The 22,483-nt window shown below is 35.6% G+C and carries 13 protein-coding genes and 1 other RNA gene; 11 read left to right on the plus strand and 3 right to left on the minus strand.

Features of this window, described 5'->3' with window-relative positions; all coding sequences use genetic code 11:
- Positions 1-25: 25 nt before the first annotated feature.
- The 8 genes from L3049_RS12475 to bglX all read left to right on the plus strand — a co-directional run bounded on the left by L3049_RS12475 (position 26) and on the right by bglX (position 15,089).
- Positions 26-433, plus strand: a complete 408-nt coding sequence (locus L3049_RS12475; protein WP_275110152.1) for a DUF5367 family protein — start codon at positions 26-28, stop codon at positions 431-433.
- A gap of 53 nt (positions 434-486) precedes the next feature.
- On the plus strand, positions 487-831 hold the full coding sequence (locus L3049_RS12480; protein WP_275110153.1) for a 5-carboxymethyl-2-hydroxymuconate Delta-isomerase: 345 nt from the start codon (positions 487-489) through the stop codon (positions 829-831).
- 316 nt (positions 832-1,147) lie between these two features.
- Positions 1,148-4,099 carry a two-component regulator propeller domain-containing protein gene (locus L3049_RS12485; RefSeq protein ID WP_275110154.1) on the plus strand — a complete coding sequence of 984 codons (2,952 nt, stop codon included), beginning with the start codon at positions 1,148-1,150 and terminating at the stop codon, positions 4,097-4,099.
- A 203-nt stretch (positions 4,100-4,302) separates the two neighbouring features.
- A complete protein-coding gene (locus L3049_RS12490; protein ID WP_275110155.1) occupies positions 4,303-7,023 on the plus strand; it encodes a carbohydrate-binding protein in 2,721 nt (906 codons plus the stop codon).
- Positions 7,024-7,101: 78 nt separating this feature from the next.
- Positions 7,102-10,230, plus strand: coding sequence for a SusC/RagA family TonB-linked outer membrane protein (locus L3049_RS12495; RefSeq protein WP_275110156.1), 3,129 nt, complete (start codon positions 7,102-7,104; stop codon positions 10,228-10,230).
- 19 nt (positions 10,231-10,249) lie between these two features.
- Positions 10,250-11,761 carry a RagB/SusD family nutrient uptake outer membrane protein gene (locus tag L3049_RS12500; protein WP_275110157.1) on the plus strand — a complete coding sequence of 504 codons (1,512 nt, stop codon included), beginning with the start codon at positions 10,250-10,252 and terminating at the stop codon, positions 11,759-11,761.
- An 18-nt stretch (positions 11,762-11,779) separates the two neighbouring features.
- Positions 11,780-12,646 carry a hypothetical protein gene (locus L3049_RS12505; RefSeq protein ID WP_275110158.1) on the plus strand — a complete coding sequence of 289 codons (867 nt, stop codon included), beginning with the start codon at positions 11,780-11,782 and terminating at the stop codon, positions 12,644-12,646.
- A gap of 199 nt (positions 12,647-12,845) precedes the next feature.
- The gene (gene bglX, locus L3049_RS12510; RefSeq protein WP_275110159.1) at positions 12,846-15,089 is read left to right on the plus strand and encodes a beta-glucosidase BglX; all 2,244 of its coding nucleotides are present in this window, start codon (positions 12,846-12,848) and stop codon (positions 15,087-15,089) included.
- A 202-nt stretch (positions 15,090-15,291) separates the two neighbouring features.
- Here the strand turns inward: bglX and ssrA are convergent.
- Positions 15,292-15,693: a transfer-messenger RNA gene (ssrA, locus tag L3049_RS12515) on the minus strand.
- 257 nt (positions 15,694-15,950) lie between these two features.
- Here ssrA and L3049_RS12520 point away from each other — a divergent pair.
- Positions 15,951-17,183: an NAD(P)-dependent oxidoreductase gene (locus tag L3049_RS12520; protein ID WP_275110160.1), complete on the plus strand. Its 1,233-nt coding sequence runs from the start codon at positions 15,951-15,953 to the stop codon at positions 17,181-17,183.
- A 44-nt stretch (positions 17,184-17,227) separates the two neighbouring features.
- Here the strand turns inward: L3049_RS12520 and rpe are convergent, their stop codons facing one another.
- Positions 17,228-17,878: a ribulose-phosphate 3-epimerase gene (gene rpe, locus L3049_RS12525; protein WP_275110161.1), complete on the minus strand. Its 651-nt coding sequence runs from the start codon at positions 17,876-17,878 to the stop codon at positions 17,228-17,230.
- Between the two features lie 117 nt (positions 17,879-17,995).
- Positions 17,996-18,862 carry a sigma-70 family RNA polymerase sigma factor gene (locus L3049_RS12530; RefSeq protein WP_275110162.1) on the minus strand — a complete coding sequence of 289 codons (867 nt, stop codon included), beginning with the start codon at positions 18,860-18,862 and terminating at the stop codon, positions 17,996-17,998.
- Between the two features lie 309 nt (positions 18,863-19,171).
- Between L3049_RS12530 and rho the strand changes: the two genes are divergently transcribed.
- Both rho and L3049_RS12540 read left to right on the plus strand, forming a co-directional pair.
- Positions 19,172-20,968, plus strand: coding sequence for a transcription termination factor Rho (rho, locus tag L3049_RS12535; protein ID WP_275110163.1), 1,797 nt, complete (start codon positions 19,172-19,174; stop codon positions 20,966-20,968).
- Between the two features lie 271 nt (positions 20,969-21,239).
- A complete protein-coding gene (locus tag L3049_RS12540; protein ID WP_275110164.1) occupies positions 21,240-22,427 on the plus strand; it encodes an ATP-binding protein in 1,188 nt (395 codons plus the stop codon).
- Positions 22,428-22,483 lie beyond the last annotated feature (56 nt).

Here is a 22,483-nt window from a genome sequence, read left to right on the forward strand (position 1 = left end):
CAATTCATTTTAAAATTAGATAGTCATGAAAAATATTCATATTAAAAGTGTAATGGTTTCAGCTCTTGTTGTTTATGTTCTTGGCGTTACCGCTTTCGTTGCTTCCTATTTTTTTTCGGTGATGCATGATCCAGACTTGCAAGCTAATTGGGTGCTGTCAATAGCACTAATCCCAAGCGTGGCACTTGGTACCCATATTTACTATAGGAAAGGACATAAGACCCATGGTTTTGTTTTGGGTGTTTTTATGTTCTTAATCGCTATGCTTTTGGATGCTATTATTACCGTTCCTTTGTTGATTATGCCTCATGGAGGTAATCATATTAGCTTCTTTACTGATCCAGGATTTTGGTTGATTGCTATTGAGTATATTAGCATTGTGCTTGCCTATTGGCAAATAGAAAGTGCGATTAAGAAAACTCAAAAAAAATAGCAGCGCATTAATTGGATGAAATAATTAATAGTTTTTATAAATACATATGAATTATGCCACATTTTGTAATTGATTGCTCAGAAAAAATAATTGCATTAAAATCTCCAAGTGAAATTATGCAAGAAGTTTACGACACCGCACACTCAACTAAACTGTTTGATGAAGGTGATATTAAAGTAAGAATTAATCCATTTGAACATTATAATGTTGGAAATACAGAGGATGATTTCATTCACATTTTTGCGAATATTATGGAGGGACGTACGGTTTCTCAAAAACAAAATCTTTCAAAAATGATAGTAAGCACTTTGAAAATAATGTTTCCAGATGTTCCTATTATCTCAATGAACATTCGTGATTTTGAAAAAGCGACTTATTTCAATAAATCGATGGTGTAATAATAGAAAACTAAGAAGATGAAACAAGCAAATATATTGGTTTTACTACTTGTCTTTGTTATCAATGTTCAGATAATATTGATTTGATTGTTGAATGGGAAGGTCTAAATAGATCACGAAAAGTTATGCCTAAGAATGTTTTATGGTCAGCATTGAGGTGTTTAATCGTGTCTGGTTAGGTGTCTGTTTTTTTAGATGTAATTTTCTATATAGGGAGTAGAAATAGAAAGATTGAACTTTTAACTTAGGTGTTAGAAAGCTTAATTTTGCAAATCTCCTATTTGTTGTATATTTGAGAATCAATAACCCCTTCTTGATGACACTACAACTACTACAAGCCAAGTCTTATTTAACTTTATTATTGCTGTTTTTTTCTACAGTATTGACAGCGCAGTATAATTTTACTCAAATTACCAAAGATCATGGATTGCCTCACAACAATATTGAGTGTATTCTGCAAACCGAAACAGGTTTTATGTGGTTTGGTACAAGAGATGGTTTGTGTCGTTTCGATGGTTATGAAATAAAAGTGTTTAGAAATACGTCTAATCCCAATTCTATCTCAGGAAATAGAATTTTGTCATTGGCAGAAGATGACAATGGCTTTATTTGGGTAGGAACTTATAAAAATGGAGTAAACCGCTTCGATCCAAGGACCAATGAGTTTATTCAGTACGGATTAAAAGATGGTATTGGTGAGCAGGTTTATACTTTAAAAAAATTAAAGGATGGAACCATATGTGTTGGAAGCAACAATGGGCTAGCCTTATTCAATAATGGTTCTTTTACTGTATTTCTCCCCAATAGTACTACTGAAGGGATTAATTCTTTCCAGGTAAGTGATATTTTGGAAACGCATAATGGTGAACTGTATGTTGCCACTTGGGAGAATGATATTCAGAAATTCGATATTAAAAAAGCTTCTTTTGAATCTATAAAATACATTCAACGCAACGAAACAAGCAATTACCGCAAAAGATTGTTAGAGGATCAGTTGGGTAATATTTGGATATCTGCTAGTCAACATGGCTTATATAAATATAATCGCAAAACCAATAAAGCTCAATTATACAACAAGCAGAAAAATGGTCTGAGTACCGAAATGTTGACGGGAGCAATGGTAATGAATTCGGATGGTAAAATTTGGATTGCAACTGATGGCGATGGAATCAATATTATCGATCCAAGCAATAACACATTTGAGTACATAAAGGCTGGTAATGGAGAGTTTGAACTTTCGAGCAATCAGGTTTATTCACTTGTGAAGGACAAAAAGGGGAGAATTTGGGTTGGAACATTCGATAAGGGTATTGCATACTATGATCCGTTTTTGAAAAAGTTTACCAATAGAGAACTTCCTAAAATTGTTCAAGATTTTTTCAAAGGAAAATCTGTTCTGTGTCTCCTGCAAGATTCAAAAGATAACATTTGGATTGGAACAGATGGATCGGGTTTACACCGTTTTGATAAAGACAGACAGTTTCTTCATTTTTATAATGAAAGCGATAATGATAGAAGTGTTTCGGGCAATGTTATTACTAGTTTAGGGGAGGATCAGAATGGAAATATATTAATCGGAACTTACAATGCTGGTTTAAATATTTTCGATTATTCTAGTAATTCATTTAGACATTACCATCAGAACCATGAGGACAATAAGGCTATTCATTCCGAGAATGTTTGGACTATACTCTCCGATAGCAAAGGCACAAATTGGCTGGGATTATTGGGTGGTGGTGTAGATATTTTTGATGCCTCAAGTGGCAATTTTAAAAATATCGGTCCTTACTCAAATGAATTAATAAAAGTTGGGCACGCAAATGTAATGTCTATTCTTGAAGATTCGGATGGTGACATTTGGTTTGGTACTGAAGGTGCAGGAGTTTTTGTATACGATAAACAAGTGGGAAGAGTTCTTCGAATCTCTTCAAAAAATACATTCACTACGAATGGAATTATCAAGGCATTGTTTCAGGACAGCTGGGGAAAGATTTGGATCGGAACGGAAGGAAATGGCTTGTACAGATACGATAAAAAGGAGAAGGAATTTGTACAATTCACAACAGAAAATGGTTTGCCTGGCATGATTGTGTTGGGTGTTTTGGAGGATAATCAGGAAGGAATTTGGATAACTACTTACGATGGCATAGCTATTTTTAAAAAAGGGGAGAATGAGTTTTTATCTTTCAATAGTTCCGATGGTTTGTCTTCAAATGAGTTTAATGCACAGGCATTTATTCAATTAATAGATGGATCGTTCTTAGCAGGATCAACAAATGGATTGGATCGTTTTAATCCGTTAGATCTAACTTTTAATAAGGAGGTGCCACCTGTTTATTTTACTCAGCTTAAAATTTTGAATCAAGAAGTTCTTCCTGGCGATACCATTAACAGAGAAGTAAAACTTAAAAAGGATATTTCTTATACTGACGAAATTGAGTTAAATTATTCAGATAAAGTGTTTTCTCTAGAATTTGCAGCTTTGAATTATACACATCCGCAAAAATGTCAATACCAATATAAATTAGAAGGATTTGATGACAATTGGTATTTTTCGGATTCTGATCATCGTTTTGTGTCCTATACAAACCTTAAGAATGGAATGTATTCTTTAAAAGTGAAAGCTTCGAATAACGATAATGTTTTTGGGGATAATATTACAGAACTTAGAATAAGGGTTCTGCCTCCATATTGGAAAACATGGTGGTTCATTAGTCTTATCGTTTTGCTAATTGCCATTCTTACTTATGCTGTGTATGCCTATAGAGTGCAAATGATGAAAAGTAAATTCTTAAGAGAGCAAGCACTAAATCAAAAGAAGATTGCCGAACTGGAAATGGACAAGTCCGAATCGGAACTGCAAAAATTGACATATCATACCATCAATCGCAATAGAGTGTTGCTTGAATACAAAAATAAAATGGTAACGCTTTCTACGAAAGCAATGCCAGCTGTGAAAAAAGGTTTGCAATTTGTAATCGATGAAATCGACAAAGAAATAAACGACGATAAGGAATGGAAATATCTGGAACCTCGTTTAGATAAGATGTACAATGAATTCATTACAAAGTTGCGTGAAAAACATCCTTCCCTTAGTTTATCTGAAATAAAGGTGGCTTCCTATGTTCGAATGAATCTTACTTCGAAAGAGATTGCAGAGTTTATGCATAAAACTACTCGAGCCATAGAAAATGATCGCTACCGATTAAGAAAGAAATTGGAACTTGATTCTAATGATTCGCTCCAAAAATACCTGATGGACATCTAATAAATGGTCAAAAGTACGGTCTTAAGGACTCATTTACTAGAAAAATATTGATTCCATAATGGTTTCATAATCAGTATTGAGTAGTGACTTGAGAGGTTTTGAGTAGTGTCTGAAAACGATTGAGGAGTATTTGAGTGGATACAATTTAATGTTTGGGGAACGCACATACATATATTTGCGTTAAACCCAAACAAAAATTAATCATGTCCACTTCAACTTTCAAACAAGTCTTTGCTACTACAATTCTGCTGTGCTTGTTTTTTTTATTCCCTTCTGTAACCTTAAAAGCACAAGGATATCTTCATGTTGATGGTAAAAGCATAGTAGATGGTAATGGTGAGAATTTTATTATTCGAAGTATCGGAACCGGAAACTGGATGTTGCAGGAAGGTTATATGATGCAGAGTGCTGATGTAGCAGGTACTCAACATGAATTCAGAAAGAAATTAGAAGAAACCATAGGAGAAACAAGAACTGAAGAGTTTTATGAAGCTTGGCTGGCTAATCACTTCAGAAAAATTGATGTTGATTCAATGGCTGCATGGGGCTTTAATTCGCTTAGAGTCGCCATGCATTACAAATGGTTTACTCCGCCAATTGAAGAAGAACCTGTTCAGGGAGAAATTACCTGGAAAGATAAAGGATTTGACATGATAGATGATCTTTTATCGTGGTGTGAGGAGAATCAAATGTATCTGATTTTGGATTTACATGGAGCTCCTGGTGGTCAGGGTGCCAATGCGGATATTTCTGATTATGATGATACAAAACCAAGCCTTTGGGAGGACGATTTAAATAAAGATAAAGCAGTTGCACTTTGGCGAAATCTCGCTGAGCGATATGGCGATTCTCCATGGATTGGTGGTTACGATCTGATCAATGAAATTAATTGGACCTTTCCTGAAGGAAACAATTCACAAATTAGAGAATTATACGGTAGAATTACCGATACCATTAGAGCTGTAGATCCAAATCACATCATATTTATTGAAGGTAATTCATGGGCTAATGATTTTTCTGGTCTAACGCCAGCATGGGACGACAATATGGCATACAGTTTCCACAAGTATTGGAATTACAATGATGCAAATGCCTTAAAATGGATTACTGATTTTAGAGATGAGCACAATCGGCCTATCTGGCTAGGTGAAACGGGAGAAAACTCGAACACTTGGTTTGCAAATTTGGTTGCTTTATCGGAAGATAATAATGTAGGTTGGTCATGGTGGCCAGTAAAAAAATCTGGTATCAACAATGTTCTTAAAGTAGAGACCAATGCTGATTATACCCAATTGATTGAAATGTGGAAAGGCAATGCGAGTATGACTTCGGATGAGGCCTATAATGCAGTGATGACCTTTGCTGATAATCACAGATTTGAGAATTGTACCATACAAAGAGATGTGATCGATGCATTAATTCGTCAGCCTCATTCTACAGAAACACTTCCTTTTAAAGAGCATTCAACAGGTGAGAATATTTTTGCCGTTGATTATGACTTAGGAAGAAACGATTACGCCTATTTTGATGTTGATACAGCCAATTATCACCTGAATACGAATGAATTCAAGGCATGGAATATAGGATGGGAATATCGTAATGATGGTGTTGATATTGAAAAATGTAGTGACACTGAAGCTACAAATGGATACAATGTTGGTTGGGTAGAAAAAGGGGAATGGTTGCAGTATACGATTCAATCTCAGGCTCTAGCTACATATCGACTTGAATTGCGTACAGCCAGCGAAAGTAATGCAAATATACATATCGAAGTGAATGGAAAGCGAGTATCCGATGTATTCGAGGTGTCATCTACCGGAGGCTGGAAAGCTTTTGCGACCACAAGTATTGAGAATATCATCTTGCCTGAAGGAGAAATTAAACTAAGGTTGGTTTTTGATGGCGGTACTTTAAATGTAAACTATTTCACTTTGATTGAGACCGGCAGTGTGTCAGAGGTACCATTCGAACTTCTTAAAGCTAGTTCTGAAAAAATTGATAACGAAATCTATCTTGACTTTAACAAGTCAGTTACATCACAGGAAAATGAGATCAATAGTAACGAGTTTGAGTTAAAAGTTGATGGTACGAATATCGATATTTCTGATTTATACCTTAACGAAGAGAACAATCAACAGATCATATTGATCACCAACGAGAATTTGTTTTACAATCACAACATTACCATTTCTTATAATGGCAACAGTATTAAGTCAGACGAACAGGAGCTAGAGAATTTTTCTGATGTAAGTGTTAAAAATAACTTTTACCGCCATTATGAAGTTCCAGGAAAAATTCAAGCAGAGAATTTCATAACAAATAAAGGATTCGAAATAGAAAATTGTACCGATGCTGGTGGTGGTGAAAATACCGCTTATGCTTCCGATGGAGATTATTTAGAATATCTGCTGTTTGTTCCTGAAGCTGGAACGTTTAATATGGAATTTAGAGTTGCCACAGAAAAAAGTGCTAAAATTCAAGTAATGAATTCGGAAGATGGAGAGATGGTAAACAATGAAAGCATATCATTCGGAAGCACTAATGGATGGCAGTCATGGCAAACAAAATCAATCAGTGTTGATTTACCACAAGGGAAAACTGTTTTAAGACTTGTTTCTGAATCTGGGGAACACAATTTAAATTGGATAGCTTTTGGTATTCCAACAGGAATAGGGGATGATATTCTGAATATGAAGATGAAAGTTTATCCTAATCCAACTTCCGACCTACTAAAAATTGACTTTGAAGGTTTCTCACAAAAAGAAATCAAGCTATTTAATATGAGAGGAGCACAAGTTGTGTCTGAATCAGTTTCGTCTCAAAGTACATCAATAGATGTTAAACCATTTCCTTCGGGTACCTATTTACTAAATGTTAGTAGCGATGAATCAAATCAAACCATAAAGGTGATGATTGTTAGATAGTACCCAAACCATTTAGAAACTAACACTGGATTTGTAACCTAATACGAATCATTTTATATAAATCTTAACTAATAATCTATGAAAAAAACAGTCTTGTTTTTAATTCTGGCTATGTTTTGCCTTCAAACATTTGCACAGAAACATTTCGTGAATGGTATTGTGCGATCTTCGGAAGATGGCGTGTCATTGCCTTTTGCATCGGTAGTGATAAAAGGCACTACTATTGGTACTTCTACAGATTTTGATGGGAAATTTATTATTGAAGTATCTAAAGAAGATGTATTGGTATTTTCTCTTATCGGTTTTTCAACTCAGGAAATTCTTGTGGGTGATAAAACTGAAATTAATGTAATTCTAAAAACTGAAGCTACTGGATTGGATGAAGTTGTGGTTGTCGGTTATGGCGTGCAGAAAAAAAGCGTTGTAACTGCTTCTATTGCAAAAGTGTCATCCGAAGATTTGGATAATATAGCTCCTGTTCGCATTGACAATGCACTAAAAGGTTTGGCTTCAGGAGTTACTGTTACTTCTACTTCAGGTCAGCCGGGGGCTTCTTCACAAGTACGTATTCGTGGTATCGGTACAATTAACAATAGTGATCCACTTTATATTGTGGATGGAATGCCAATTGGAGGAGGAATAGATTATTTAAATCCAAGTGATATCCAGTCTGTTGAGGTTCTTAAAGATGCTGCATCGGGTGCAGTATATGGAGCTCGTGCTGCCAATGGAGTTATTCTGATAACAACAAAAAATGGGAGTAAAGGGAAATTATCTGTAAACTATAATTTCTCAAAAGGTTTGCAAAGTAAGTGGAACAAAAGAGATGTATTAAATGCCCAACAATATGCTTTATTGATTAATGAAGGATTGGTAAATTCGGGAGAAGAGAAAAGATATGATGATCCTTATGCTTTGGGTAAAGGAACAGATTGGCAAGATGAGGTTTTTTATGACAATGCTCCTGTTGAAAACCACCAATTGAGTGTTAGTGGTGGTTCTGATAAAGTTCTATACTATTTCTCTGCTGGATATTATAAGCAGGATGGTATTGTGGGTGGAAATTTCGATCGTTCTAATTATGAGAGAATTTCATTAAGATCAAATACAACCTATAATCTTTTGGATAATAAGGACCGTAACTTTTTAAATAAATTCACAGCTGGGGTTAATATTGCCTACACAAGAATTAATTCTAAAGGTATTGGAACAAACTCAGAGTATGGTTCTGCTCTTGGCGGCGCAATCTCATTTTCGCCATTGTTAGGTTTATATGAAGAAGATCAGGCTGCTGCCGCTGCCCTTCATCCAACAGCTGTTCGTGACTCAAAGAATGGGTTGATTTATACAATTGCAGGTGACGATTATAATGAAATTACAAACCCGGTAGCTCAGCTTGCTTTGCCAGGTGGCGAGGATAATTCAGACAAGTTTGTGTCTTCTTTTTGGGGTGAATTAAATATCTGGGATAATTTAAAGATTCGCTCTTCATTTGGTACTGATTTAGCTTTCTGGGGAAATGATGGTTGGACTCCTGAATATTACTTAGGAAAATCTTCTTATGTTGATGATTCAAAAGTGTGGTCAAGTATGAATCGAGGATTTACTTGGCAGGTCGAAAACATCTTAACATACGAGAAGAGCATTAACGAAAAGCATAATTTCAACATCATGTTGGGGCAATCTGCGAAAAAAACTACGGGTCGTAGTTTAAGCGGAAGCAATAAGTTTATGGTTGAAGAGAATGGTGATAAAGCCAATATTGATTTCACTACAGGTACAGCTGCAAATGGAGATCAAACTGCTGGTGGTGGAGCTTGGAGCCCGCATACATTATCATCTATTTTTGCTCGACTAAGCTATAACTTTTCAGAGAAGTACATGTTCCAGGCTACGATTCGTAGAGATGGTTCATCGAACTTTGGTCCAGGAAAAAAATACGGTACTTTCTCATCGTTTTCTTTCGGATGGAATATTACAAAAGAGGCATTCATGGAGTCTCGTCCAGAGTGGTTTACTTCTTCAAAGTTGAGAGCTTCGTGGGGTAAAAACGGTAATGAAAATATTGGCGCTTTTGGTTATACTGCTCTTACTTCTACAGGAAATAACTACGCATTCGGACCTGGCGATGGAACATTAGTAAACGGAACTAAAGCATCAGGTTTGGCTAATACTTTATTGGCGTGGGAAGAATCAGAGCAAACTGACATAGGTCTTGATTTTGGTTTCCTAGATAATGCATTGACTTTTACTGTTGATTACTATGATAAAAAAACCAATGGTATGTTGATGACCATGGCTATCCCTTCTTATGTTGGTGAATCAAAACCAACTGGTAATGTTGGAGACATGAAAAACTGGGGTGTTGAATTCGATTTGGGATACAGATTTAAGATTGGTGATTTAAACTTTAAGCTTAGTGGTAATGCTTCATATCTGGAAAACGAATTGGTTAATCTGGGTAATGCGGATGGTTTTGCCAACTATGATGGTTATGCGAATGTGGGAACAATTTCAAGAGCTGAAAATGGTATGCCATTTCCTTTCTTTTACGGTTATAAAACAGACGGGATCTTTCAAAACGCTTCAGAAGTTAATGCACATGTTAACAATGAAGGTGGTTTAATACAGGGGGATGCTGTTCCTGGTGATGTAAGGTTTGTGGATATTAATGGCGATGGGACCATTACTGATGAAGATCGTACCAAGATTGGTAAAGGTATGCCGGATTGGACTTATGGTTTAAATATAGGTATTGATTACAAAGGCTTTGATTTTAGCATGATGTTGCAAGGTACTGTTGGGAATGATATTTATGATGCTACAAGACGTACAGACTTACGTTACATCAATTTACCTGCATATATGCTAGATCGTTGGACAGGAGAAGGTACATCTAATACAATTCCACGTTTTTCATTCTCAGACAATAATGGCAATTGGTTGTCATCTGACCTATACGTTAAAGAAGGGGATTATATGCGTGTTAAGAATGTAACCTTAGGTTATACTTTACCAAAAAATCTCGTTAATAAAGCATTTGTGAAGAGTTTGCGTTTTTACGTTTCTGCTGAAAACCTTTTCACTTTCACAAAGTATGAAGGTTTTGATCCAGAAATCTCTTCAGGAGGAACTTCTCTTGGAATTGATCGTGGTATTTACCCACAGGCAAGAACATATACAGTTGGTGTAAACCTGTCTTTTTAACGACTTAAAACATAAAGAAATGAAGAATAAATATATTTTAATTTTTACCGTTCTTTTTTCTATCCTTTTGGGATCTTGTAAAGAGGAGTTCCTTGAAGTTGATGCTGCAAGCAGTGTTTTGATAGATGATTATTATAATACAGAGGAGCGTATTTTTGAAGCTCTTGTTGCGACTTACGATCCATTGTCATGGACAGACTATGCCTGGGGACAATTTGTTCAATTGAATTTGGTTTCGGATGTTATGTCTGATGATGTTTATGTTGGTGGTAACGACCAAGGTGATCAGGCAGTTCTGCATAAGATGTTTAATTATGATGCGACTCCTGAAATTGTTTGTGGCGATTTGTGGACAACATTGTATTCTGGAGTAAAGCGTGCCAATGCTGTATCGGAATATATGGATGATGTTCAGGATATTACCGAGCCAACTAAAGCACTTTATTTAGCAGAAGCCCAAGTATTAAGATCATACTATTACATGTGGTTATGGAAGCTATGGGGAAATTTACCTTATTACGAAACAAATCTGGATTTTCCTTATACAGCTGATCAGTTAAGTGCTAATGAAGTTTATGAAGGTATCGTTACTACATTAGAAGATGCTATTGATAATGGTGGTTTGCCAATGAAAACAACTTCTGAAAATACAGGGCGTGTTTCTTTGGCAATGGCATATATGATCTACGCTGAGGTAGTAATGTATCAAAATGACGAAAGTCGTTATTCAACTGCTTTGGCTTATATGAATGAAATAATTTCAAGTCAGAATTATGGTTTGAATAGTGATTTCGCAAATATTTGGGAAGCAAGTGGTGAGTGGACCAATGAATCTATTTTTGAAGTGAATTATTTTAGTATTAACGGAGCAAAAGATTGGGGACATGCCATTGGTGATGGTGGTACCGTTTATCCTAAATTGATTGGAATTAACAGTTTATCAGGAAGTAGTGATTTTGATGGTGGTTGGGGATTTGAACCAGTTCGCCAGGAAATATATGATTTGTATGATGATACTGATCAACGCAAAGATGGTGGAATTTTAAACTTTGCTACATATTCGGCTCAAACAGGAGCAACTTACGAAGGTCGTTATCAGGATACTGGTAATTTCTTGAAAAAATACCTTCCAAGGGCTAATGGTAACGAAGGTGCTTCAGCTTCGCCAGATATGAATTTTAATAATAATCTTAGAGTTTATAGATATTCTGAAACATTACTAAATGCTGCAGAACTGCTAGCACGAGGAGTGTCAGGATCTGGAAGTGCTCAAGATTATTTAGACGAAGTTAGAGATAGAGCAGGTGTTGGTAGCCTAACTGCCACAGTTGACAATATTATTCAGGAACGACGCTTAGAGTTTGTTGGAGAAGGTAAGCGTTACTGGGATTTGGTTCGTACAGGAATGGCAGTAACAACGCTTGTTCCTAATGAGTACAGAACAAATACATGGTCTGAGAATAAAAAATATCTGCCAATTCCGCAATCGGAGATAGATTCAGATAGCGGTTTAACACAAAATGCTTATTAAAGATCAAAAAATAAAATTATGAAGCGTATTGAAACTATATATATAGGACTTTTCGTCATGTTGATTTCTTTAGGAATGGTTTCCTGTAGCCAGGATACCTATGACGATCAAGAACCTGTAACAGAACAAATGTTGGACGCAACATTTTCAGTGGAGGAAACATCCGCAAATAAATATCAAATTACAGCCAATAGTAACGAATATGTAATTAGCAATTATTGGGATTTAGGAGAAGGAACTGGCTTCTCCACTGGAGGTAATTCATTTGAATTGTTCTTACCTGATGCTGGAGATTATGAAATAAAGCATAAAGTAGTTGGAGCAGGTGGAATATTTAGTAGTGAAGTGTCTACTATGGTTGATGTTGAAACTTCAGATCCAATTGCAGGTAATTTAGTTAAAGGAGGCAAGTTTGCATCTGATGATGATATTGCACTATGGACTATTGGTGGTACTGGAGCAGGTAATGGTACCTGGGACTTTAGTGAAGGGAATGCTAATTTAACTGCACCAAGCTGGGGTGGTAATGGTATTTATCAAGCTATAGAGGTTGTTGAAGGTCGCACTTATCAAATTGATATGTTTGTAGGTTCAACTACAGGTTGTTCTGATACCTGGTTTGAGGTTTACTGTGGTTATAGTGATCCGGCAACAGTATCGGGTGATTACAATGATGGTGGAATACTATTAAAAATTAATACCTGGGATGGAACAGGAAATGCACCATTTGGAGGCAAATTTACTAGCGTAGGAAGTTCTACCGAAGCCAATGGAGTTTTTACTGCTACTGCTTCAGGAACTGTTTACCTTCTTATTCGAGGTGGCGGTGGCGATATGAAGGACGGTATTTACATAGATAATGTAGAATTTCGTTCAGTTCAATAAAAACAAATGATTTAAAAGCCTGACTGCAATGTTAGTCAGGCTTTTAATATGACTAGGATTTAATTACATGTAAAAGAAATCTGCGTGTAACATTTAGCGATTTTTAAATACAAGAGGCATTTATAACTATTACGATCAATTTACTATTGCTATAAAGCCTTTTTTTTGTCCACAATAGTGGATGTAAAATAATAATGAGATGATTAATAAAATATATATTCTTTTAATAAGCTTATTCTTTATTCAAGCTTGTGGTCTATCCCATGATGGTTCAGATCCTAGAGTTGAAGAATTATTGGCTAAAATGACTATTGAAGAGAAGATTGGACAAATGGCTCAAATCAATGGCTTTGGTGGTGATATACCAAACGAGTTGAAAGAGAACATTAAAGCTGGTAGAATTGGTTCAATACTTAATGAGGTGAATGTTAAAACGGTCAACGAAATTCAAAGAATAGCAATTGAAGAAAGTCGTTTAGGTATTCCCTTACTTATTGGTAGAGATGTTGTTCATGGTTTTAAAACAGCATTTCCTATTCCTTTAGGCTTGGCAGCAACCTGGAATCCTGAAATTGTTAAGAAAGGATCAGAGGTTGCAGCTGCAGAAGCTTCATCGTCGGGTGTAAACTGGACATTTGCTCCTATGATTGACATTTCAAGAGATTCGCGTTGGGGAAGAATTGCAGAAAGTTTTGGAGAAGATCCTTACTTGGTATCACAGATGGCAATTGCAAGCACGCAGGGATTTCAAGGAGATGAAAATACAACATTTGCAAACGGTAAAATTGCAGCATGTGCTAAACATTTTGTGGGATATGGTGCGGCTGAAGGAGGAAGAGATTACAATACCACTTTGATTCCCGAAAGAGAGTTAAGAGATGTTTACCTACCACCTTTTAAAGCTGCTGTTGATGCTGGTATCATGACATTCATGACTGGATTTAACGATTTAAACGGCATCCCAGCTTCGGGGAATCAATTTCTATTTAAAGATATTTTAAGAGAAGAGTGGCAGTTTGATGGTATGGTTGTTAGCGATTGGGCATCCATAAGTGAGATGATTGCACATGGTTTTGCTGCAGATGAAAAAGATGCAGCTCTTAAGGCAATTAATGCAGGTGTTGACATGGAAATGGCATCTAGATGTTATTTTGAAAATCTCACAGACCTAGTTAATAATGATGCGATAAATGAGAATCTTTTAGATAATGCTGTTCGAAATATATTACAAACCAAATTTAAGTTGGGATTGTTCGATAATCCATATGTGCCAGAGGAGAAGCAAAATATTTTCGGTGAAGAAGAGAGTTTGGAAGCTGCATTATTAGCAGCTGAACAAAGTGTTGTTCTTTTAAAAAATGAGAATCAATTGTTGCCTCTGTCAAAAGAGATCAATTCAGTAGCAGTTATTGGACCTATGTCACATGAAAAATACGAACAAAGTGGCACATGGAATTTTGATGGTGACAGTTTGTATTCTGTAACTCCACTTGAAGGAATTAAAGAGATACTAGGGAGTAGAAAAGTGACATACGTTAAAGGCCTTAAATATTCAAGAGATAAGTCTAATGCAGGTTTTAATAATGCGATTAAGGCGGCAAAAAATTCTGATGCTATAATTCTATGTCTTGGTGAGGAAGCGATTATTTCTGGTGAAGCACATTGCAGAGCTCATATTGATTTACCTGGTGCACAAACTGAATTGGTAAATGAAATTGCCAAGTTGAACAAACCAGTAATTATGGTTGTTATGGCAGGTAGAGCACTTTGCATTGGTGATGAAATTAGTAAATCTAATGCGGTATTGTATGCTTGGCATCCTGGATGTATGGGTGGAAAAGCAATCGCTAATCTTATTTTTGGAGATGTTGTCCCTTCAGGTAAGCTGCCAATTACATTTCCTAAATCAGTAGGGCAAATTCCAATGCACTATAACCATAAGCCATGTGGTCGTCCTGTGAATCCTTCAAATTGGTTATCTATTGATGATATTCCAGTAAAAACATATCAGACATCTTTAGGAAACACATCTCATTACCTTGATGATGGATTTACACCGTTGTTTCCATTTGGTTATGGATTATCCTATACGACTTTTGAGTACTCAGATTTGAAAATACAAACTCCAATACTTAAAGCGAATGAAGAAGTGAAGTTATCATTTACATTAAAAAACACAGGTGATTTTGAAGCTGAAGAGGTAGCACAAATATACATTCGTGACCTTGTAGGAAACGTAACACGACCGGTTCGTGAACTAAAAGCTTTTGAGAGAGTAAAATTAGCTCCAAATCAGGAAAAACAAATTAGTATTACTATTCCTGCGAATGAATTGGCTTTTCATAATCAGGCAGTTGAGAAAGTTGTAGAGTCAGGATTATTTAAGGTTTGGGTTGGTGGAGATTCCAATGCCAATTTGGAAAATTCATTTGAGATTAAATAACACCTTTTTTTTCATAGATTAGATTATTGCCTCTTCTCATTAATTGGGAGGAGGTTTTTTTTATGCACTAATTAAGTATTTAAATTACCTATTTTTATTGGTTGAAAACAGGTATTTCATAGGTGCCAAATTTTTAAGTAAAGAAGGAGGGTATTAATGCAAAAACACCTTTAAGTTTCTGACTTAAAGGTGTTTTTATATTAAGTGGAGCTGCAGGGGATCGAACCCTGGTCCAAACATGCGACTAATAAGCTTTCTACATGCATAGTCCGTTATTAATTTTCGAATCTAGTTAGGGAAAGGACACCCGAAGCTAGACCTTATCTTTTTAATTTCGCCAACTCCCCAAAGCGTGAAGCCAACTAACCCTGAATTGATAGCATCCCATATACTTACCGGAACAAGGTAGACCATAAGCGGGATGTCTCGTCTTCGCTCCTAGAGCGATGATAAAGCTTAATCTACTATAATTCGATTAGGCAGCAAGAGCGTAGTTATTTTCGCCAATTACAAAGTTTGTGACCTGATATTTACGAGCCAGATACACAATGCTCGACATGCTTACATATTAATTCTTCATGCTGTCAAAAGCCACGTCAGCCCCAGAATTGGCACAAAGCTAAAAAAATTCAGGCATATCGCATCCGTTTTTTTAGATAAAGCTCATAAATAATCGAATAAGGCTATATTTTAAAGCTTAGTAGATTAAATATCAGAGGTAAACAAATAATAATTATTACATAGAATAAGGATCTTTTGGTGTTAATTCTCTGGAAGTTTTATTAAATTAGAAGGACGAGAATAAAATAAACAAACTTTTTTTCGTTTGAAATCACACACTAGCCTTTTAAAACGTGCCTTATGAAGAATAGAATTAGAGTCGGAGTTCTCCGAGAAACCAAAAATCCACCAGATCGAAGAGTTGCTATTCCCCCAGTTACAGGATTGCAAATTTTAAATAAATATCCTAATGTTAGTATCTTTATTCAACCAAGCGATATTCGTTGTTATTCCGATGCTGAATACCGAAAGGCAGGCTTTTTTCTAACTGAAGATTTACGTGAATGTGATATTTTAATAGGTGTGAAAGAGGTAAGTATTCCAACATTAATTCCGAATAAGACCTATTTGTTTTTCTCGCATACAGCCAAAAAACAGATATACAACCGAGAATTATTACATCAGATTATCAAGCGAAACATCACTTTAATTGATTATGAATATTTAACAGATAAGTCTCATAAAAGATTGGTTGCGTTTGGTCATTGGGCTGGTGTTGTTGGTGCGTATAAAGCTTTGCGTGCTAGAGGAATGAGAACTGATTTTTTTGATCTCCCATCTGCAATTTTTTGTAAAGATATGGAGGAGATGTATCATCATTTACGAAAAGTACAATTGAAACCTGTGAAGATATTAATTACAGGAGGTGGTCGAGTTGCGAATGGAGCAATGCAGACGATTCGAATATTGAATCTTAAAGAAGTTACGGCCCATGAATTTTTAAATAAAGAGTATGATGAACCTGTTGTGTGTAGAATTGATCCAGATCAATATGTTGAAAGAATAGATGGTTCAGAATTTAATTTGAAAGATTTTTATGCGAACCCAGAGAAATATAGATCTACATTTAAACGATTTACAAAAGTGGCAGATTTATATATTGCTTGTCATTATTGGGATCCAAAAGCTCCTAAATTCATTTTGCCAGAAGATTATAAAGAAGATGATTTTAAAATTTCGGTAATTGCCGATGTGAGTTGTGATATAAATGGTCCTATTGCATCAACCTTACGTCCGTCAACAATAGCTTCATCTTTTTATGGATATGATCGTTTTAACGAAGAAGAAACAATTCCATTTGTAGATAAGAAGAATGTTACTGTAATGGCTGTAGATAATTTACCTGGTGAGTTGCCTAGAGATTCCTCAATAGATTTTGGAGAAGCCTTGTATCAAAATGTATATGAGGCCTTATTTAACGAAGATCCAGATGGGATTCTAGAAAGAGCAACAATTGCTAAAGGAGGAAAATTGATGCCAGCTTTTGAGTATTTGCAAGATTATTTAGAAGGGAAAGATGCTGTGTCGGTATAAACTAAAAAGACCAAATGTGAAACATTTGGTCTTTTTATATTTTCTTATAGATTTTTCAAATCTGATATGGTTTGATTTGGATCTTTAGCACCAAAAACAAAGCTTCCAGCAACTAAAGCATCTGCTCCAGCTTCTATTAGTTTTTTGCCTGTTTCAAGATTAACACCTCCATCAATTTCAATAATTACTTCAGTATTTTTTTCTTTAATCAGCTTTGCTAATTTTTCTACTTTATTATACGTGCTTTCGATAAAGCTTTGACCTCCAAAGCCAGGGTTGACACTCATTAAAAGAACAACATCGATATCAGTAATGATTTCCTCCAAAACAGAAATAGGTGTGTGGGGGTTTAGAGAAACACCTGCTTTCATGCCATGAGAATGAATGTTTTGAATTGTTCTGTGCAAATGAGTACAAGCTTCGTAATGTACGGTTAGAATATCGGCTCCAGCTTTTTTAAATGCTTCTATGTAGCGATCTGGATCTACAATCATAAGATGAACATCCAATGGCTTTTTAGCTATTTTATTGATTTGTTCGATAACAGGAAGTCCATAAGATATGTTAGGTACGAATACCCCATCCATAATATCCAAGTGGAACCAGTCGGCCTGACTATTATTAACCATCTCTATGTCAGAGCCAAGGTTCATAAAATCAGCAGCTAATAAGGACGGTGAAATTATTGTTTGCATTTGCTTGTTTACTTTTGGTTTAAATATGACGCAAATATATAAACAAAAAAAAGATAAGAAGTGGTAAATGAGTATTTACCAGTAATTCTTATCTTTTTCTCACCCTAAAATTTTAAGTTATTCTCCTAAATAAGTTTTCAATATCTTCGATCTAAATGTCGATTTCATTTTCTTAATAGCCTTTTCTTTGATCTGACGAACTCTCTCACGAGTCAAATCAAACTCCTTACCAATTTCTTCAAGAGAACATGGCGGATTCCCTTTTAAACCAAAATACATACGAATAATTGTCCCTTCTCTATTCGATAGTGTTGAAAGCGAACGCTCAATTTCAATAATCAAGGAATCCCGGAGCAGTATTTTATCCGGACCAATATCATCGGTGCTTAAAAGAATATCATATAGAGTATTATCTTCTTCCGAATTAATTGGTGCATCCATAGATATCTGACGTCCGGAAGCCTTAATAGCCTCTTTAACATCCTTAGGACTCATATCCAAAACATTAGCAACCTCATCAGGAGATGGCTCACGCTGATACTCCTGCTCCAATTGAGCTAGTGTTTTGCTAATTTTATTAATAGATCCAATCTTATTAAGTGGTAACCTTACAATTCGCGATTGCTCTGCCAATGCTTGTAAAAGCGATTGACGAATCCACCAAACAGCATAAGATATAAATTTAAATCCACGAGTTTCATCGAAACGCTGAGCGGCTTTAATAAGGCCTAAGTTACCTTCATTAATCAAATCGGATAAACTTAATCCTTGATTTTGATATTGCTTAGAGACTGAAACAACAAATCTTAAATTTGCTTTGATCAATCTATCCAGAGCTGCTTTGCTGCCTTTTTTTATTTCCCGAGCCAAGGCTACTTCCTCCTCGGCAGTAACAAGATCTACCTTGCCAATTTCTTGCAAGTAACGATCCAGAGACGGGGTCTCTCTGTTGGTGACTTGCTTTGTGATTTTTAGTTGTCTCATAGTGGATTTAATGGTATTTAATGCGAAAGAAGCCCTCCCACTTATACTTAAATATAGCAAAATGATTTAAAAAAAGAAATTTATGCGGCTTTCAGAAGGAGATTTAAAGTGTAAGCCTTTTTCTAACTTGTTAGCTCGTTTTCAAGAATAAAGCCATTTATTTTTTGTGAATTATAACTAATTCCGTAATATTGCAATTGAATTCAGATTAATTCTTCTCATTTAGAGGTCGAAAGATCAGGTTCCCTATTGTTCTAAATACAATTTCTATCTAAATAACAATACCCAAAAAATATTAATATACCGTTTATGTACGATATTCTTGAATTAAACAAGAAGCTTGTGCCTGAATTACGAGAAATCGCTAAAGAACTCAATATTAAAAAAATTGAGTCTTTTAAGAAACAGGATTTGATTTATAAAATCCTTGATCAACAGGCAATTGTAGCTTCGGAAATGAAAACTACCGAAAAAAAAGCTCCACGCAGAAGACCTAAGAAGTCTGATGCTGAAATTAAGACAGGCGAAGAAAAGCCAAAATCACTTTTACGCAAAAGAAGAAAAACCGAAGAGCCGGTTAAGGATGTCGTAAAAGAAGCAGCAGCACAAATTAAAAAAGAGGTTGAAAAACCTGCTCCTAGAAAGCCTAGAAGAGAAGAAAAGCCTGCGCAAGAAAGACCAGAAAGAAAGCCAGTTGAGGAAGCTAAAGTAGAGCAAGTTGATGCTCCTGCTGAGAAAGCTCCTGCTGTAGCTGAAGAAAATACGCCAAGAGCAGAAAGACCTCCGAGACAGCCAAGACCTCCAAGACAGCCAAGACCTGAAAGAAAAGAGAAAGGGCAAGAAAAAGAGAAAGAGAAAGAAGAAGGGCAAGAAAAAACTGAAGTTGAAGCTGTGGAGCGAACAGAGCGACCTGCTAAAACAGATAGACCAGAGAATCCAAACAGAAAACGTTTTGAGCGTCGTGAGAAAGAAAGACCTTTTGAGTTTGATGGCATCATCAGCAACTCTGGTGTTCTTGAAATCATGCAAGATGGCTATGGTTTCCTTCGTTCTTCAGATTTCAACTATTTGAATTCTCCTGACGATATTTACGTATCACAATCACAGATCAAGCTTTTTGGTTTGAAAACTGGTGATACAGTACAAGGAACAATTCGTCCTCCAAAAGAAGGCGAAAAATATTTCCCATTGATTAAGGTTGAGAAAATCAACGGTCGTTTACCAGAGGTGATTCGTGACCGTGTTCCTTTCGATCACTTGACTCCTTTATTCCCAGATGAGAAATTCAACTTAACTGGAAAAGGTAAAAGCAGCCTTTCTACTCGTGTAGTTGATATGTTTGCTCCTATTGGTAAAGGTCAGCGTGGTTTGATCGTAGCACAACCAAAAACGGGTAAGACTGTTTTATTGAAAGAGGTTGCTAATGCGATTGCTGCTAATAACCCAGAAGCTTATATGATCATCCTTTTGATTGATGAGCGTCCTGAGGAGGTTACTGATATGGCACGTTCGGTAAATGCAGAGGTTATTTCTTCTACATTCGATGAGCCGGCAGAGCGTCACGTACGTGTTGCTAACATCGTTCTTGAAAAAGCAAAACGTATGGTTGAGTGTGGTCACGATGTTGTGATTCTATTAGATTCTATTACGCGTTTAGCTCGTGCTTATAATACAGTTTCTCCAGCTTCAGGAAAAGTTCTTTCTGGTGGTGTTGATGCTAACGCTCTTCATAAGCCTAAGCGTTTCTTTGGTGCTGCCCGTAATATTGAAGATGGTGGTTCATTAACAATCCTTGCTACTGCATTGACAGAAACAGGATCGAAAATGGACGAAGTAATCTTCGAAGAATTTAAGGGAACTGGTAATATGGAACTTCAGTTAGATCGTAAATTATCTAACAAGCGTATCTACCCTGCGGTGGATCTTACTGCATCAAGTACGCGTCGTGAAGATCTATTACTTGACGAAGGTCAGCTGAACCGTATTTGGGTACTAAGAAACTTCTTAACTGACATGAACTCTGTTGAAGCAATGCAGTTTATTAGTGACAGAATGCGTAAGACACGTTCGAACGAAGAGTTCTTAATTTCGATGAACGATAAGTAAGAATCTTTTCTTATTATATAAGATATAGAAGGGTAGTGATTGATATCACTACCCTTTTTTTGATTTAAAATTTTCGGATTAGCAGAAATCTTACTGGATTGCAGAGTTTTTACCAATATAAAATGTTAAGTGCTTTATTTGTAGTTTTTTATTTAGAAACTCAGGCTTATTTTAAATAAGTATAAATTGCAAAAAGAAAAGCTTTTTGTAATCTCTAGATTGCAAAAAGCCGCTTTTATTCTATAAATTTGCATGGTAAATTCGACAAAAAATGAATAGTTTAGTACAGACTCACAACAGTTTGTTAAAAAATAAAAAAGGCACTATTAGACGAGAGCTTGCCGATCAGATAGATTGGTCTCAACGTTTAATAGCCATTAAGGGATCCAGAGGGGTTGGGAAAACAACTTTTCTTCTGGATTATATTCGTGAGCACCATGCAAACGATAAGTCTTGCCTTTATATTAATTTGAACAACCTGTTTTTTACAGAAAGAGGATTGGTTTCATTTGTTGATGAATTCTATAAGAAGGGTGGTAAGGTTTTAATGCTTGATCAAATACACAAGTATCCTGAATGGTCAAAAGATCTAAAAGTGTGTTATGAGCAATATACCGGTTTGCAAATTATTTTTACCGGATCTTCCATTCTTAGAGTAAAAACAAATGAGGATTTAAAAGATATAATTAATGTCTATTATTTAAATGGGCTATCTTTTAGAGAATACCTTAATCATGAATCAGGAAATAATTTTCCACCATATCGTTTAGAAGAAGTTTTAGAAAATCATGAGGTGATTGTAGAGGATATCTTAAAGAAAGTTCGTCCTTTAGCTTTTTTCAACGATTATTTAAAATTTGGCTACTACCCATGTTATTTGGAGGAGAAAAGCTTTATCGATAATCTTTTAAAGATTATCAATTTGATGTTGGAGTTCGATATTACTTATTTGAATCAAATCGAACTAAAATATCTAACCAAGCTTAAAAAACTTCTTTACATCATTACATGCAACGTGCCATTTCAGCCTAATGTAAGCAAGCTTGCCAACGATGTTGAAACATCGAGAGCAACCATTATGAATTATTTGAGGTATTTAAAAAATGCTCGTTTAATTCACTTATTAAACAGCTCTGAAGAAGACGATGAAAAGCTAAAGAAACCAAACAAGGTTTATCTGCACAATACAAATTTACTTTATGCTATTTCGCCAGAAAATGTAGATGAGGCTAACCTTAGAGAAACGTTCTTTTACAATCAAGTAGGTCCAAATCGAAAAATTGCAAGTACTGATAGAGGTCACTTTTTAGTAAATAATCAATATAATTTTGAAATCTCTGGTAGTAACAATGATGTTGAATCCAAATATAGAACTGAAGATTACTTTGTTGCAGCAGATATGATTGAACGTGGAGAAGGCAACACCATACCTTTATGGTTATTCGGTTTCTTGTATTAACAAATTGATATTTATTAAAATAAATATATAAAATCTACCATAAATAAATTTTTAAT

It is taken from the genome of Labilibaculum sp. DW002, assembly GCF_029029525.1.
GTDB lineage: Bacteria > Bacteroidota > Bacteroidia > Bacteroidales > Marinifilaceae > Paralabilibaculum > Paralabilibaculum antarcticum.

Coding starts and splice junctions, on each gene's coding strand:
- bglX (WP_275110159.1), top strand. CDS start 12,846: ATGATTAATAAAATATATATTCTTTTAATAAGCTTATTCTTTATTCAA.
- L3049_RS12520 (WP_275110160.1), top strand. CDS start 15,951: ATGAAGAATAGAATTAGAGTCGGAGTTCTCCGAGAAACCAAAAATCCA.
- L3049_RS12540 (WP_275110164.1), top strand. CDS start 21,240: ATGAATAGTTTAGTACAGACTCACAACAGTTTGTTAAAAAATAAAAAA.
- rpe (WP_275110161.1), bottom strand. CDS start 17,878: ATGCAAACAATAATTTCACCGTCCTTATTAGCTGCTGATTTTATGAAC.
- L3049_RS12485 (WP_275110154.1), top strand. CDS start 1,148: ATGACACTACAACTACTACAAGCCAAGTCTTATTTAACTTTATTATTG.
- L3049_RS12505 (WP_275110158.1), top strand. CDS start 11,780: ATGAAGCGTATTGAAACTATATATATAGGACTTTTCGTCATGTTGATT.
- rho (WP_275110163.1), top strand. CDS start 19,172: ATGTACGATATTCTTGAATTAAACAAGAAGCTTGTGCCTGAATTACGA.
- L3049_RS12495 (WP_275110156.1), top strand. CDS start 7,102: ATGAAAAAAACAGTCTTGTTTTTAATTCTGGCTATGTTTTGCCTTCAA.
- L3049_RS12500 (WP_275110157.1), top strand. CDS start 10,250: ATGAAGAATAAATATATTTTAATTTTTACCGTTCTTTTTTCTATCCTT.
- L3049_RS12480 (WP_275110153.1), top strand. CDS start 487: ATGCCACATTTTGTAATTGATTGCTCAGAAAAAATAATTGCATTAAAA.
- L3049_RS12475 (WP_275110152.1), top strand. CDS start 26: ATGAAAAATATTCATATTAAAAGTGTAATGGTTTCAGCTCTTGTTGTT.
- L3049_RS12530 (WP_275110162.1), bottom strand. CDS start 18,862: ATGAGACAACTAAAAATCACAAAGCAAGTCACCAACAGAGAGACCCCG.
- L3049_RS12490 (WP_275110155.1), top strand. CDS start 4,303: ATGTCCACTTCAACTTTCAAACAAGTCTTTGCTACTACAATTCTGCTG.